This window comes from Pseudooceanicola profundi, assembly GCF_050897955.1.
GTDB lineage: Bacteria > Pseudomonadota > Alphaproteobacteria > Rhodobacterales > Rhodobacteraceae > Pseudooceanicola.
This window is the reverse complement of record NZ_JBPAXZ010000001.1, coordinates 3,285,776-3,300,538: the sequence shown is the minus strand read 5'-3', so window position 1 is coordinate 3,300,538 and position 14,763 is coordinate 3,285,776. Positions and strand designations below refer to the sequence as shown.

General features: G+C 64.3%; 11 protein-coding genes. 2 read left to right on the top strand and 9 right to left on the bottom strand.

Annotated elements, in window-relative coordinates; translation table 11 throughout:
- Positions 1 to 44 precede the first annotated feature (44 nt).
- The 8 genes from mraY to ACRARG_RS16585 form a co-directional block, all read right to left on the bottom strand.
- Positions 45 to 1,127, bottom strand: coding sequence for a phospho-N-acetylmuramoyl-pentapeptide-transferase (mraY, locus tag ACRARG_RS16620; RefSeq protein WP_432691181.1), 1,083 nt, complete (start codon positions 1,125 to 1,127; stop codon positions 45 to 47).
- Positions 1,128 to 1,167: 40 nt separating this feature from the next.
- Positions 1,168 to 2,598, bottom strand: coding sequence for a UDP-N-acetylmuramoyl-tripeptide--D-alanyl-D-alanine ligase (locus ACRARG_RS16615; RefSeq protein ID WP_432691179.1), 1,431 nt, complete (start codon positions 2,596 to 2,598; stop codon positions 1,168 to 1,170).
- Positions 2,595 to 4,085 (bottom strand): UDP-N-acetylmuramoyl-L-alanyl-D-glutamate--2,6-diaminopimelate ligase, encoded by a 1,491-nt coding sequence (locus tag ACRARG_RS16610; protein ID WP_432691177.1) that lies wholly within the window; start codon positions 4,083 to 4,085, stop codon positions 2,595 to 2,597. Before ACRARG_RS16610 ends, ACRARG_RS16615 begins: the two co-directional genes overlap by 4 nt.
- Positions 4,086 to 4,104: 19 nt before the next feature.
- A complete protein-coding gene (locus tag ACRARG_RS16605; protein ID WP_432691175.1) occupies positions 4,105 to 5,895 on the bottom strand; it encodes a peptidoglycan D,D-transpeptidase FtsI family protein in 1,791 nt (596 codons plus the stop codon).
- Positions 5,892 to 6,260: a cell division protein FtsL gene (ftsL, locus tag ACRARG_RS16600; protein ID WP_432691173.1), complete on the bottom strand. Its 369-nt coding sequence runs from the start codon at positions 6,258 to 6,260 to the stop codon at positions 5,892 to 5,894. Before ftsL ends, ACRARG_RS16605 begins: the two co-directional genes overlap by 4 nt.
- A complete protein-coding gene (gene rsmH / locus ACRARG_RS16595) occupies positions 6,257 to 7,252 on the bottom strand; it encodes a 16S rRNA (cytosine(1402)-N(4))-methyltransferase RsmH (RefSeq protein WP_432691171.1) in 996 nt (331 codons plus the stop codon). The genes ftsL and rsmH overlap by 4 nt, the downstream gene beginning before the upstream one ends.
- Before the next feature lie 3 nt (positions 7,253 to 7,255).
- Complete coding sequence (locus ACRARG_RS16590; protein ID WP_432691170.1) at positions 7,256 to 7,774, bottom strand: division/cell wall cluster transcriptional repressor MraZ; 519 nt, start codon at positions 7,772 to 7,774, stop codon at positions 7,256 to 7,258.
- Positions 7,775 to 8,909: 1,135 nt separating this feature from the next.
- Positions 8,910 to 9,986 (bottom strand): Mrp/NBP35 family ATP-binding protein, encoded by a 1,077-nt coding sequence (locus ACRARG_RS16585; RefSeq protein WP_432691168.1) that lies wholly within the window; start codon positions 9,984 to 9,986, stop codon positions 8,910 to 8,912.
- Between the two features lie 312 nt (positions 9,987 to 10,298).
- On the opposite strand from ACRARG_RS16585, the gene ACRARG_RS16580 reads away from it, so the two are divergent.
- Positions 10,299 to 10,514, top strand: coding sequence for a DUF1127 domain-containing protein (locus ACRARG_RS16580; RefSeq protein WP_432691167.1), 216 nt, complete (start codon positions 10,299 to 10,301; stop codon positions 10,512 to 10,514).
- A gap of 447 nt (positions 10,515 to 10,961) precedes the next feature.
- On the opposite strand, the gene ACRARG_RS16575 is transcribed toward ACRARG_RS16580, so the two are convergent.
- Positions 10,962 to 13,403 (bottom strand): ATP-dependent helicase, encoded by a 2,442-nt coding sequence (locus ACRARG_RS16575; protein WP_432691165.1) that lies wholly within the window; start codon positions 13,401 to 13,403, stop codon positions 10,962 to 10,964.
- Positions 13,404 to 13,511: 108 nt separating this feature from the next.
- On the opposite strand from ACRARG_RS16575, the gene ACRARG_RS16570 reads away from it, so the two are divergent.
- Positions 13,512 to 14,657, top strand: a complete 1,146-nt coding sequence (locus ACRARG_RS16570; RefSeq protein WP_432691163.1) for an alpha-hydroxy acid oxidase — start codon at positions 13,512 to 13,514, stop codon at positions 14,655 to 14,657.
- Positions 14,658 to 14,763: the final 106 nt, after the last annotated feature.

Here is a 14,763-nt window from a genome sequence, read left to right as displayed (position 1 = left end):
GGGGGGATGCAAAATCCCCCCACGGCGCGACGCTGACACCAGCGTCAGCGCAGTTTCAGCGTTGCCAGCCCCACAAGCGCCAGGATCAGCGAAATGATCCAGAAGCGGATCACAATGGTCGGCTCCGCCCAGCCCTTCTTCTCGTAATGATGATGAATCGGCGCCATCAGGAAAACCCGCTTTCCGGTCCGTTTGAAATAAGCGACCTGGATGATGACCGAGAGCGCCTCGACCACGAAAATACCGCCGACGATGCCCAGAACGATCTCGTGTTTGGTGGCGACGGCAATGGCGCCCAGGGCGCCGCCTAGGGCCAGCGATCCGGTATCGCCCATGAACACGGCCGCAGGCGGCGCGTTATACCAAAGGAAACCCAGCCCGCCGCCGATCAGACCGGCCACAAAGATCAGGATCTCGCCCGTGCCCGGCACGTAATGCACGTCCAGATATTCGGAAAAGTCGACCCGGCCGACCGTATAGGCGATGACGCCAAGGGCGCCCGCCGCGATCATCACCGGCATGATCGCCAGCCCGTCCAGCCCGTCGGTCAGGTTCACCGCATTGGCCGCGCCGACAATGACAAACATGGCAAAGGGCAGGAACAGCACGCCGAAATTCACCAGCACATCCTTGAAGACCGGCAGCGCCAGCCGGAACTGCAGCTCCTCGGGATGGATCATCGAGGCCCAGTAGCCCGCGATCAGCGCGATCAGCAGGCCAAGGCCAAAACGGACCCGCCCCGGCACGCCCTTGGTATTCTGCTTCGACACCTTGGCGTAATCGTCAAGAAAGCCGATCAGCCCGAAGGCCAGCGTGACAAACAGCACGATCCAGACATAGCCATTGTCGAGCCGCGCCCAGAGCAGGGTGGAGGTCACCAGCGCCCCCACGATCAGCAGCCCGCCCATGGTCGGCGTGCCCGCCTTCACGAAATGCCCCTCCGGCCCGTCGGTGCGGATCGGCTGGCCCTTGCCCTGACGGCGGCGCAGCACGTCGATCAGCGGCCGTCCGAAGATAAAGCCAAAGATCAGCGCCGTCATAAAGGCGCCACCGGCGCGGAAGGTGATGTAACGGAACAGGTTGAAGAGGTCTCCGCCGTCCGACAGCGCGGTTAACCAATACAACATCTTGCGGTCTCCTGGGATCGAGCTCCCTCAAACGGGGGTCTCATATGTCTGGCGCGGGATGCCCCAGTTTGCGCAGCGCGTCAACAACCAGGCTGACCTTGGACCCTTTGGAGCCCTTGACCAGCACAACGTCGCCGGCATCGGCAAGCCTGGCGGCAGTGGCCGCCAGATCATCGGCTTTCTTCATGAACCGCCCGCGTTTTTCCGCCGGAAGTGCGTCGTAGAGCGCCTGCATCCGTTCGCCCACGCAATGCACAACGTCGATCCCGGCCATGGCCGGAAGATCGGCCAGCCCGCGATGCATCTGCACCTCATCCGGGCCAAGTTCCAGCATTTCACCCAGAACGGCAATCCGGCGCCCGCGCTGGTGGCGGCCCAGATTGTTGCGCGGCCGGGCCGCGGCGATGATTTCGAGCGAGGCGGCCATGGAGGCAGGGTTGGCATTGAAGGCATCGTCGATCAGCTCAAACGACAGGCGTTCGTCCAGCGGATCGAGCAGGAGGCGTTCGCGCAGGCCCCGTCCGGCAGGCGGCGACCAGCGGGCCAGATCGGCGCAGGCCATGGCCCGATCAAGGCCAAGCGCCTGCACCACGGCCAGAACACCCAGGGCGTTGACCGCGTAGTGACGCCCCGCTGCGCCCACCTTGTAGAGCGCCTTTGCCCGCCAGATGCGGGCTTCCGCCACCGTGGTCTCATCGACGATCTCGATCTTCATCAGCCGGTGGTGGTTTGCGGGCTTCTCGCCAAATGTCAGGACCTTGGCGCCCGCAGCTGATGCGGCCTCCAGCAGGATCGGCGTGGTGGGCAGGTCACCGTTCACAATGGCCCAGCCCTCCGGCATCAGCCCGGAGAAGATGCTGGCCTTTTCGCGGGCGATGCCCTCGATATTCTCGAAGGCCTCCAGATGGGCGGAGGCGACGGTGGTGATCATCGCCACATGCGGCCGGGCAAGCCGGGCGAGCGGCGCGATCTCTCCGGGATGGTTCATGCCGATCTCGATCACCGCCAGTTCGGTATCGCGCGGCATGCGGGCCAGCGTCAGCGGCACGCCCCAGTGATTATTGTAGCTGGCCTCTGCCGCATGCACCTTTCGCTGACCGCCGAGGACCACCCGCAGCATCTCCTTGGTGGAGGTCTTGCCGACCGACCCGGTCACGGCGACGACCTGGCCGTCGATCCGGGCGCGGGCGGCACGGCCCAATGCCTCCAGCCCGCGCAGGACGTCGGGCACGATGAGAAGCGGCGCGTCCTTGGCCACACCTTCGGGGATGCGGGAGACGAGCGCGGCCCCTGCCCCGCTCTCCAGCGCCTGCGCCACGAAGTCATGGCCGTCACGCGCGGCGGAAAGGGCCACAAATAGATCGCCCTTCTGCAAAGTGCGGGTGTCGATGGAAACGCCGGTGACGGACCAGTCGCCCCGTGCCTCTCCGCCCGTCGCGGCGGCGGCCTCATCGGCCGTCCAGAGGGTCATGTCAGCCGCCCGTCGAGCGCGGAGACGGCAACGCTCGCCTGTTCGGAATCGTCAAAGGGATAGACGGTATCGCCAACAATCTGGCCCGTCTCATGTCCCTTTCCTGCAATCAGCAGCGCGTCGCCGGGCCCCAGTGCATCGACCGCGCGCAGGATCGCTTCGGCCCGGTCGGCCACTTCGGTGGCATCGGGGCAGCCCATCATCACGGCATGGCGGATGGAGGCCGGATCCTCGCTGCGGGGATTGTCGTCGGTGACAAAGACCACGTCGGCATGTTCGGCGGCGGCCTCTCCCATCAGGGGGCGCTTGGTGCGGTCGCGGTCGCCGCCGGCGCCGATCACGGTGATCAGGCGGCCCATCACATGCGGGCGCAGCGCCTTGAGCGCTGTGGCGATGGCATCGGGGGTATGGGCATAGTCGACAAAGACAGCGGCGCCGTTGGTGCGGCGGGCGGCCAGTTCCATCCGGCCATGCACTGTCACGAGGCTGGGCAGGACAGCAAAGACCTCATCCGGGTCCTCGCCCGCGAGGATCGCCATGCCCGCCGCGACCAGCACGTTTTCCGCCTGAAAGCCGCCGATCAGGCCCATGGTGGTCTGGTGCACCTCGCCATCGAAGGAAAAGCGGATGGTCTGGCTGTCGGCATCGAAACGGCGGCCGAGGATCTGCAGCTCTGCATCCTCGCCGGAGCCGACGGTCAGCACATCAAGGCCGCGGTCGGCGGCCAGTTCCGCCATGCGTTCGCCGCGCTGGCCGTCGATATTGATGACGGCGGCGGCATCGGGCGGCAGGACGCGGGTGAAGAGCCCGGCCTTGGCGTTGAAATAATCGTCAAAGTCGTGGTGGTAGTCTAGATGGTCCTGCGTCAGGTTGGTGAACCCGCCGACTGTCAGGACAACCCCGTCGAGGCGCCGCTGGGCAAGACCGTGGGACGACGCCTCCATCGCGGCATGGGTGATGCCTTCGCTGGCGATCTCTGCCAGGGCGCGATGTAGGGTGATCGGCTCCGGCGTGGTATGCATGAGCGGCAGGGAATAGCAGCCCTCCACGCCCGTGGTGCCGATATTCACCGCATCATGGCCGATCAGCATCCAAATCTGGCGCAGGAAGGAGGCGACGGAGGTCTTGCCGTTGGTGCCGGTCACGGCGGCCATCACGCGGGGCTGGCGTCCGAACCAGAGCGCGGCGGTATAGGCCAGCGCCTGACGCGGGTCTTCGGCGATGACGAGCGCGGCGCCGGAGGCCGCGATCTCCTCGGCGGCGATCCGCGCGCCCTCGGCATCGGTTAGGATGGCGGCAGCGCCCTGACGCAGCGCGTATTGGATAAATTCGGCGCCGTGAACCTTGGTGCCGGGCATTGCGGCAAAGAGGAAACCGTCGCGTACCTCCCGGCTGTCGACGGCGATTCCCGTGATCTCAGGATTGCTGCCTGCCTTGGCGGACAGGCCCAGTTGGCTCAATGTCCGTCGCTGCCCGTTCTCCGCCATGCGCCCCCGCCTTTCCGGCTTATTGAGATGCAAGCGTTATACCAGCGAGGTCGGCAGGTGCAATCTCGGGCCGGAGGCCAAGGAGCGGTGCAATGCGCGTAATCATTTCGGCGGCGACCGGAACGGCGACCCAACCGGCGGTACGTCGCGGCTGCGGCCCAGATGTCTCCACCCCTTCGTCCAGCGTCACGATCAGCACGTAGCGCGGATCATGGGCGGGGAACATGGAGGCGAAGGTGGTGATCGTCTTGTCCTTGAAATATCCGCCTGTCGGCTTGGGCTTGTCGGCAGAGCCGGTTTTGCCCGCGACATCATAATAGTCGATCTTGGCGAAAGAGGCCGTGCCTTCGGAGACGACCTTGGACAGCATCACCTGCGCCTCATGTGCGGCGCGTTCGGTGAAAACCTGCGGCCCGTCCTGTGGTGCGGACTGGCGCAGCAGCGTCGGGCGTACAAGCTTGCCGTCATTGGCGATGGTGGCATAGGCGGCGGCCAGATGCAGCGGGCTGACAGACATGCCGTGCCCGTAGGACACTGTCATGGTGGTCAGTTCGGTCCAGTTCTTCTGGTAGAGCGGCGCACCGCTTTCGGCCTCTGTCAGCTCGATCGGCGTCGGTTCCATCATGCCGAGCGCTTTTAGAAGCGCCTGCTGACGCTCTGCCCCGATCTTTTCTGCCAGACGGGCCGTGCCGATGTTGGAGCTTTCGACGATCACGTTGGTCAGGCTCAGTTCCTTGCCCAGGTAATGGGAATCGCTGATGGAATGTTTGCCCCAGCGGATGGGGCCGCGGATGTCGATGACGGTTTCGGGCCGGGCAATGCCGAGGTCGAGCGCCTGCGCAGCGGCAAAAATCTTGAAGGTGGAGCCCAGTTCATAGACGCCCTGCACCGCGCGGTTGAAAAGCGGGCTGTCGTCCGGATGGCCGGAGGTCGGCAGCGGCGGCCTGTCGTTGGGATCAAAATCGGGCAGCGAAACGAGGGAGATCACCTCGCCCGTCCGGGCATCCATGAGCACGGAGGCCGCACCCTTGGCATTCATCAGCTTCATGCCGCCGTAAAGCACCTGTTCGGCCGCGGCCTGCACCGTCAGGTCGAGCGACAGGTTCAGCGGCCGGCCGCCGTTCAGCGGGTCGGTCAGATAATCCTCGAATTCGCGCTCGACCCCGGCCGTGCCCTTGATCTCTGCGGCGCTGACGCCCTCCTCGCCAAAACCGGCGCCGCCCAGGACATGGGCGGCCAGCGCCCCGTTGGGATAGAGCCGCATTTCGCGCGGACCGAACAGCAGGCCGGGTTCGCCCAGATCATGCACCGCCTGACGCTGTTCCGGGCTGATCTTGCGGCGAATCCAGACAAACCGGCGTTTTCCGGTGAAATCCTTGAGAAGCCGGTCGTAGTCCAGCTCGGGGAAAATATCCGCCAGGGCGCGCGCGGATTTGACCGGCGACACCATCTGATGCGGATGCGCATACAGGGCATGAGTTTCGAGATTGGTCGCCAGTATGCGTCCGTTGCGGTCCAGAATATCGGCGCGCTGTGCGACAATGCCGGACCCGGCGATGGAGGTGCGCGGCTCTTCCGGTTCAGACCGGGCAACCACGCTCATTTTGATGCCGATTGTCGCGAAGGCGAGCGCAAACATCGCCCCCAGAACAAAAATCCGGCCCTCGGCCCGGACCCGGGACCTGTCGCGCATCTGTTCGTGGCGCAGGCGCAGGTTTTCCTTTTCAATCGCTTCGGTGTTTTCACCATTGTCCCGGGCCGGCAGAATGCGGGCCAGAGGACGCAGCGGGATGCGCGGCTGATCGGTCACGGGTAGGTCTCCTCCGCATCCGGGGCGTTCATGGTGGACACTTCGATCGAATTGGACAGGTCGAACACCTCTGCCTCCGGAGCCGGATAGGCGACCTGATCGGCGCGGCCGAACTGATCCGGCGACAGGGGCAGCAGCTGCAGGCTGTCAAAGGTCAGCTCTGCCAGTTCGCGCAGCCGGTCGGGCCGGTTCAGATAGGCCCATTCCGCCCGAAGCGCAGCCAGACGCGCCCGCGCCTGCCCGATATCATGTTGCAGCCGCTCGGTTTCGTCGATGACCTGCTTGGTCTCGTAGTTTTCCTGATAGGCCCAGAAGCCGAGCCCGATCAACGCTGCGAAAGACAGGACATAGAGCAGTGCCTTCATGACAGTCTCCCCTCGAATTGCGGCATTCCCAGTGACTTGCGGTCAATCGTTCCGGCAGGCGCCTCGGTCCGGCGCGCGACACGCAGCATGGCCGAGCGCGACCGCGGATTCTGCGCCAGCTCGTCCTCATCGGCCCCGATGGCCTTTTTATTGACGATGGTGAAGCGCGGCGCGTCCTCGGGCGTTTCGGGCGCATAGCGATTGGCGCGGCCGGTATTGCCGGAGCGCTGCTGGAGGAAGCGTTTGACCATGCGATCCTCCACCGAATGGAAGGTGACGACGGCGAGCGCGCCGCCGGGGGTCAGAGCGCGTTCAGCGGCCATGAGCCCTTCGGCCAGCGCACCGTATTCATCGTTGACGGCGATGCGCAGCGCCTGAAAGGTGCGCGTGGCCGGGTGTGACTGGCCCGGCTTGGGCCGCGGCAGGCAGCCCTCGACAATTTTTGCCAGGGCCAGCGTGGTGGTTACGGGCGCTTCTTCACGTGCGCGAACGATCGCACGGGCGATGCGTCGGGAGGCGCGTTCTTCGCCGTAAAGGAAGATGACATCAGCCAGATCGCCCTCTGACATGCCATTGATCAGATCGGCGGCAGAGGGGCCCTCCTGGCTCATCCGCATGTCGAGCGGGCCGTCCTTCATGAAGCTGAAACCACGCTCTGCCAGGTCCAGCTGCATCGAGGAAACGCCGAGGTCGAGCACGACTCCATCCAACATTTCATCGGCAATTTTGTCGAGTTCTGCGAAGTTGCCTTTGCGGATTTCCAACTTTTCGCCGTATTCGCTTGCCCAGCCCTGCGCCATCTCCAGTGCAAGCGGGTCGCGGTCGACGCCAATGACCTTTTCTGCGCCGGCCTCAAGCAGCCCCCGGGAATAGCCCCCTGCCCCGAAGGTCCCGTCCAGCCAGACGCCCGACACGGGGGCGACGGCGGCAAGAAGCGGGCGCAAAAGGACGGGGATATGAGGCGCGTCCGAACTATGGGCGCGTGGAGCCATGGCTTACTCCGCCCCGCCGGCATCGGCGCCACCATAGAGAAGGTCGTCCATGAAGGCATCGGGATCGAAATCGTCGTCTTCGTCCTCGCCCATGACAGCGTCATAGACATCCTTCTTCCAGAGTTGGAAGGTCTTCAGGTCACCCAGGAAGGTCACGTAATCCTCTTTGCCCAGCCCCAGCTTGTCGCGGACCTTGGCAGGCACGACGATGCGGCCGGTGTCGTCGACGGTGACGGTCAGCGCATTATGGATGAAGTGACGGCGCGCCTTTTCAGCCCCCTTGTCGGTCTTGGGCTTGCGGGTCAGCGCCTCGCGGATTTCGGAAATTGTTTCAATGGAATAGCCCTCGACATAATTTTCAAGCCGCGGGCTGTAGATCAGCACCATGCGGGCGAATTTATCGGAGTTCCATTCGGGGTCTTGGCTTTCAAGGACGCGGCGGAATTCGACCGGGACGGACAAGCGATACTTGCTGTCCACCTTAAAGTCTTCACTGCCCTGGAACCGCTCTATGTAAGCCACGGTTTCCTGTCCTGTCCCCCTGATGTGAAAATCGATCTCCAGAAACGGAAACGGCGGATAGGAGCTGCTGCCACTGCCCTATCCGCCGCCCTCGTCCCGTTTCCGGGGTGTCCAGCTGCGCGCGCCACCTGGGGGGATGTCTGCTCGCCCGCGCGCCGGATCTCTTCGTTCGATGAAAGCGGGTGCCTGTATGATCACTGCCTTGGGATTTTTTATGGGGTCTTGGGTGCCCCGTATTCCCGTCTCATCTGATGAACTATGGATGCCATGGGATCACATGGGACGCAACGAGTATTTTGCGGGAAATGGCCGATCAACAGAGTTATCCACAGTGTGATTGGCATGTTTTACGGAAGATATGATAGGGGCATATCCCCTATATGGGATATTCATGACCTCGAACATCTATATATAGATTAATTTAGCCCCACCCAATCCGTCCCATAAAATCCAAGGTTTTTTGACCAACAGTTAATCTCGCCCGGATTTTGGGCGGTTGCCCGGTGTCGGAATCTGCAAAATCACAGTGAATCACAGACGAATCGCAGAATCGAGAGGCAATGCCCAACGGCGTTCGAAGCTTTGGCCGCCCAGCGGCCCCTGCCACACCCCGCCTCGTCCCACCAAATCCCAGAGCGGCCATCCCGTCCCAGCCGGATGCCTGATCTGCGGCTTCTCTGGCCGTCGTTTCAGAGCGGCACCAATAAGAGAGGAAGCATCCGCCCGGGGAGTGAGGCGGACGGCGCCTCTCCGATCTGCAGCGCGACAGGTTGTATATAGAAGGGGGCGGCGTCGGGCTCGGCTTCGATCCGCAGATGGCCGGCGCCCCGCAGACGGGCCGCGAAACAGGAGCAGTCTGGCAGGTGGCGCCCGAGGCCCTGCCGCATCGTCTCCGGCGCGACCCATAGCTTTTCAAGTCAGCCGGTTTCGTGCCCGTCCGATATTGCGGCAAATGCCCGGGGACTGTCACCGATGACAGTCAGAGGATGCCGGCCGGGGACACAGGTCAGCTCTGTCCGGCAGGCCGCCATGAACGCGCGGTCATGGACCCAGTGCGCCTAGGGCCGCGGATAGAGATACGTAAGCGCGCGCCACGCATCAGAGCGCGGCGGGGCGGGACGGACGCGATTTTGGCTCAGGCCAGCCCGCCGCGGACCAGACCTTCGGCAAGGCGGGCATAAGATTCGGCCATCGGGCTGTCACCCGTGGCAATTGGCCTGCCCGCATCGCCCGCCAGACGGGTGTCGAGGTCGATGGGCAGCTGGGCCAGCAGCGGCACGCCCATCTGCTGGGCCTCTTTCGCGACGCCACCATGGCCAAAGATATGGGATTCGTGGCCGCAGTTGGGACAGATGAAGGTGGACATGTTTTCGATCAGGCCCAGCACGGGCGTCTTCAGCGTCGCAAACATGTCGATCGCCTTGCGCGCATCTATCAGCGCCACATCCTGCGGGGTGGAAACGACCAGCGCGCCGGTCAGCTCGGACCGCTGGCAGAGCGTCAGCTGCACATCGCCGGTGCCCGGCGGAAGGTCGACGATCAGCACGTCGAGCTCGCCCCAGGCCACCTGCCCCAGCATCTGTTGCAGCGCGCCCATCAGCATGGGGCCGCGCCAGACGACGGCCTTGCCCTCCTCCACCATGAAACCGATCGACATGAGCGTGACGCCATGGGCGTGCAGCGGCTCGATGATCTTGCCATCGGGCGAGGCGGGGCGCCCGGTGGCGCCCATCATGCGGGGCTGGGAGGGGCCATAGATGTCGGCATCCAGCAGGCCGACCTTGCGACCCTGCCGCGCCAGCGCCACGGCGAGGTTGGCAGAGACGGTGGATTTGCCGACGCCGCCCTTGCCAGAGGCAATCGCGAGGATTCGCTGCACGCCCGCAGGTTTCATCGGACCAGCCTGCGGCGTTGGGTGACCGCCGATCTTCAGCTGCGGCGCCTGCTTGGGCGCGGAGGGCTGCGAGGCATGCGCCGTCAGGATGACAGAGACATGGGTTACGCCATCCAGACGTTGCACCAGCCCTTCCGCCGCGGCGCGCAGGCCTTCCATATGGCGGGCCTCCTCGGGCGACTCGGCCTCGATCACGAAACTGACGCGCCCGCCCTCGACCGAAAGCGCACGGATCATGTCGCGGCTGACCAATGTGCCGCCATCGGGCAGGCTGATCGCGGAAAGGGCTTGTTTTATGGTCTCTGCGGTCAGTGCCATGGGCGCCTCCTGATGGGGTCTGGAGCCTATGTATTTCGCGAATCCCCGGGATGCCAGTGCTGCAACAGTCCAAAGGGACGTTACGTCACCCACAATGCTGCACCTGCACAATGGCCCATATTTTGATCACCCGACCGGAATTTATCGTGGAATTGCGGTAAAAACACACAAGATGCAGCTCATGCGCAAATTGCATAGCCGCGTTGCGGCATCGTCCATTGTGCAATCGCAGCAAAAGCGTAAATTGATCCTCAACAAGACGCCGTAGGGCAATCCGGCACCGAGCGGCAAAACCGAAAGGGTAGAAGTAAAATGGCAATGATGACCGAAACCCGCGCCCATGTCGCACACGGCGGCTTCTTCACGCGCATCGTGACCGGTCTGTCCGAGCGTTACGCGCAGAACAAAGCCTACCGCAAGGTTGTGGCTGAACTGTCCGCCCTGAACGATCGCGAGCTGCGCGACCTGGGCCTGCACCGCTCCATGATCCGTTCCCTGGCTTACGAAGAAGCCTACCGGAACGCCTGAGTTAACGAGATCGGTCGGTCCTCTCCTCCTCCCTGGGCCGACTGAGACCAGCGGCGACATCTCTCCTCCTCCCTGATGTCGCCGCGCCTAATCCCCGGAGCCGGGTAAGACGCTCCGAACAGAGATGCATCGGTCCTCTCCTCCTCCCTGGGCCGGTGATAGCAAGACCGGCGGCCCCTCTCCTCCTCCCTGGGGTCGCCGGAACTGCACCGAGATACGGCGGCCCTCTCCTCCTCCCTGGGTCGACGTTGTATGAACGGCGGCGCCTCTCCTCCTCCCTGGCGTCGCCGTTTCTTATTTCAGGACATCGATATGGGTTTGGACCGGGCGGGCGTTTGCCGGGCTGGGGCGCATGATGTGGCGGAATAAGGGGCGCTGCCCCTTCTTGCGCCTGCGGCACAATTCATCCCCGGGATATTTCAGGCAAGAAAAAGCAGGATCGCGCACTCAGAAGGGCACGTCGTCCTTGGCCATGACGAATTTGGCGACGACCTTTTTGGGGCCGGCCTTTTCGAAATCGACCTCCAGCTTGTCGCCTTCGATGGCGGTGATATCGCCATAGCCGAATTTCTGGTGGAAAACGCGGTCGCCCACCGTGTAGCGGCTGACGGCGGTCAGGTCGATCACCTGGGCGCGGGCTTCGCGCGGCTGGGAGACGGGGCGTTCGTTCGCGCGGGCCTGCATGCGTTTCCAGCCGGGGGAATTGTAGACATTCGCCTCTGACGCGCGCTTGTCGATGGTGGATTCGAGGCCGCCCGGCGCCGCCGCGCCGAAACCGCCACCGTAGAGGCCGGGGGGCGTGAGCACCTCCACATGCTGTTCGGGCAGTTCGTCGATGAAGCGGGAGGGCAGCTGGCTCTGCCACTGGCCGAAGACGCGGCGATTGCCAGCAAAGGAGATGGTGCAGATTTCCTCCGCCCGGGTGATGCCGACATAGGCGAGGCGGCGTTCCTCTTCGAGGCCCTTGAGGCCGCTCTCGTCCATGGAGCGTTGCGAGGGGAAGAGGCCGTCCTCCCATCCCGGCAGGAAGACCACGGGGAATTCGAGGCCCTTGGCGGCATGCAGCGTCATGATGGAGACCTTGGCACCGTGGTCGTCGGTCTCATTATCCATGATCAGCGCGACATGTTCGAGGAAGCCTTCGAGATTGTCGAAGTTTTCCAGCGCCTTGACGAGTTCCTTGAGGTTTTCGAGGCGGCCGGGCGCCTCTGGCGTCTTGTCGTTCTGCCACATCCCGACATAGCCGGATTCTTCGAGGATCATCTCTGCCAGTTCGATATGGCTGACCTCGGGCGGGCCGTATTCGAAGCGGGCGGGCGGTGCGGTCTCGTCCTCCAGCACGCTGTCGTCGGGGGTCAGCTCGATCCGGGGGCCGCGGGTCATGCGGGCCCAGCGGTCGAGATTGTCGACCAGCGCGCGGAGTTCGCCCGCGCCCTTGCCCGACATGCCGCCTTCGGAGAGGAGGATGCGGGCGCCTTCGACCAGCGGGACGCCATTCTGGCGGGCGCAGAGCTGGATTTTCTGCTGGGCCTTGTCGCCGAGGCCGCGTTTGGGCGTGTTGACGATGCGCTCAAACGCCAGATCGTCAGACGGAGAGATGACGAGGCGGAAATAGGCCATGGCATCGCGAATTTCGAGCCGTTCGTAGAAGCGCGGGCCGCCGATGACGCGATAGGGCAGGCCGATGGTGAGGAAGCGATCCTCGAAGGCGCGCATCTGATGCGAGGCGCGGACGAGAATGGCCATCTTATCAAGGTCGTAGGCCTGCAGGCCGCGGGTGCCGCGCTGGAGCGCCTCGATCTCCTCCCCGATCCAGCGGGCCTCTTCTTCGCCGTCCCAATGGCCGATGAGGCGGACCTTCTCGCCCTCCTCGGCCTCCGTCCAGAGCTCTTTGCCGAGCCGCCCTTCGTTGCCCCGGATGACGCCGGAGGCGGCGGCGAGGATATGCGGGGTGGAGCGGTAATTCTGTTCCAGCCGGACCACCTTGGCGCCCGGAAAATCCTTTTCGAACCGCAGGATATTGCCCACCTCGGCGCCGCGCCAGCCATAGATCGACTGATCGTCATCGCCGACGCAGCAGATGTTCTTGTGCGCGCCCGCCAGCAGCCGCAGCCAGAGGTACTGGGCGACGTTGGTATCCTGATATTCGTCGACGAGGATGTATCTGAACCAGCGCTGGTACTGCTGGAGGATGTCGGGATGTTTCTGGAAGATCGTCACGACATGCAGCAGCAGGTCGCCGAAATCCACGGCGTTCAGCTCCCGCAGGCGGGTCTGGTACTGATCGTAAAGCTCCGTACCACGGTTGTTGAAGGCGGAGGCCTCTGACGAGGGGACGTTTTCGGGCGTCCAGGCGCGGTTTTTCCAGTGGTCGATCACGCCGGAGAGCTGACGGGCGGGCCATCGCTTTTCGTCAATTCCGGCGGCGTTGATCAGCTGTTTCAGCAGGCGGATCTGGTCGTCCGTATCGAGAATCGTAAAGTTCGACTTCAGGTCGACCAGTTCCGCATGGCGCCTCAAAAGCTTGACGCAGATCGAATGGAAGGTGCCCAGCCAGGGCATGCCCTCCACCGCCTCGCCCAGCATGCGGCCGACGCGCAGCTTCATCTCCTTCGCGGCCTTGTTGGTGAAGGTGACGGAGAGAATCTCGTTAGGACGGGCGCGGCCGGTGTTGAGCAGGTGGACGATCCGGGCCGTCAGCGCCTTGGTCTTGCCGGTGCCGGCGCCTGCAAGCATCAGGACCGGGCCATCCAGCGCCTCCACCGCCTCCCGCTGGGCGGGGTTGAGTTCGTCCAGATAGGGAGTCGCACGGGCGGAGATGCCCGCCGCCATGGCGCGGGCCGACAGGGATGCGCCTTCAAAGGCGTCGTGATCGTCGTAGCTGCTCATGGCGGGCAAGATAGCGTGGACGGGCGAAAAGTGAAAGGGTGTGTTCACGTCTTGTTCACAGATGATTTTGCTTGCCACCGCTGCTGGCCGTGCCAATGATCCGCTCTCATGAACCTCGACCTCGCCTACCCGTCCCTTGCCGATCTGCGCGCCCGCGCGAAACGGCGTCTGCCGCATTTTGCCTGGGAATATCTGGACAGCGGGACGGGCGATGACGCGGCGATCCGCCGCTCGCGGGCGGCGCTGGATGCCGTGGTGCTGGCGCCGGAGGTGCTGGCGGGCCGGGTGACGCCGGATCTGAGCACGACGCTGCTGGGGCGGGCCTATTCGCGGCCCTGGGGCGTGTCGCCGGTGGGGATGACCGGGCTTTTCTGGCCGGGGGCAGAGATCACGCTGGCGCAGCATTGCGTGGCACAGGGGCTGCCGTTCGGGCTGTCGACGGTGGCGGCAGCCTCGGTCGAGGATCTGGCGCCGCATATCGGCGATCAGGGGTGGTTCCAGCTCTATCCGCCGGCCGATCCGGCGCATTGCGAGGATCTGGTGAAACGGGCAAAAGATGCCGGGTTTCATACGCTTATCCTGACGGTTGATGTGCCGGGGCCGTCGCGGCGGGAACGTCAGCGGCGGGGCGGGCTGCAGACGCCGCCGCGCATCACGCCGCGTCTTTTCCTGCAATCCGTGCTGAGGCCGCAGTGGTCGCTGGCGGTGGCGCGGGCGGGGGTGCCCTCGGTCCGGGGGCTGGCGAAATATGCCGATGCGAATGAGCCCGCGCGGCATGTCGGGCTGGCGCCCCATTCCGCCCCCGACCGGGCGCTTTACGAAAAGCTGCGGGCGATGTGGGACGGGCCGATTGTGGCCAAGGGTGTTCTGGTGCCGGCCGCCGCCGCGATGCTGAAGGAGGTGGGGTTCGACGCCGTCTGGGTGTCGAACCATGGCGGGCGGCAGTTTGACGGCCCTCCGGGCGCCGCGACCGCCCTGCCCCTTGTGCGCAAGGCCGTGGGCCCGGATTTCCCGGTGCTTTACGATGGCGCGATCATGTCGGGGCTCGATGTGCTGCGCGCCATCGCCCTTGGCGCGGATTTCGTGATGCTGGGGCGGCCCTGGCTCTGGGGTGTGGTGTCCTTCGGGGCGCGCGGGGCGGCGCATGTGAGCCATGTTCTGACCGAGGATATGACCTCGGCCATGGTGCAGATGGCGATCACCCGGCCGGAAGAGGTGCGCGGACGGCTTTGGTCGGATCACGCGCAGGTCTGACCTTATTTTCCGACAATTGCTGAATGTTTCCAGCCCTGCGGTGCCGCAGCGCGTAGCGGGGTAGTGGCTGTCCCAGGGTCAACTCCACCCTTGCGCTGCGGCGCGG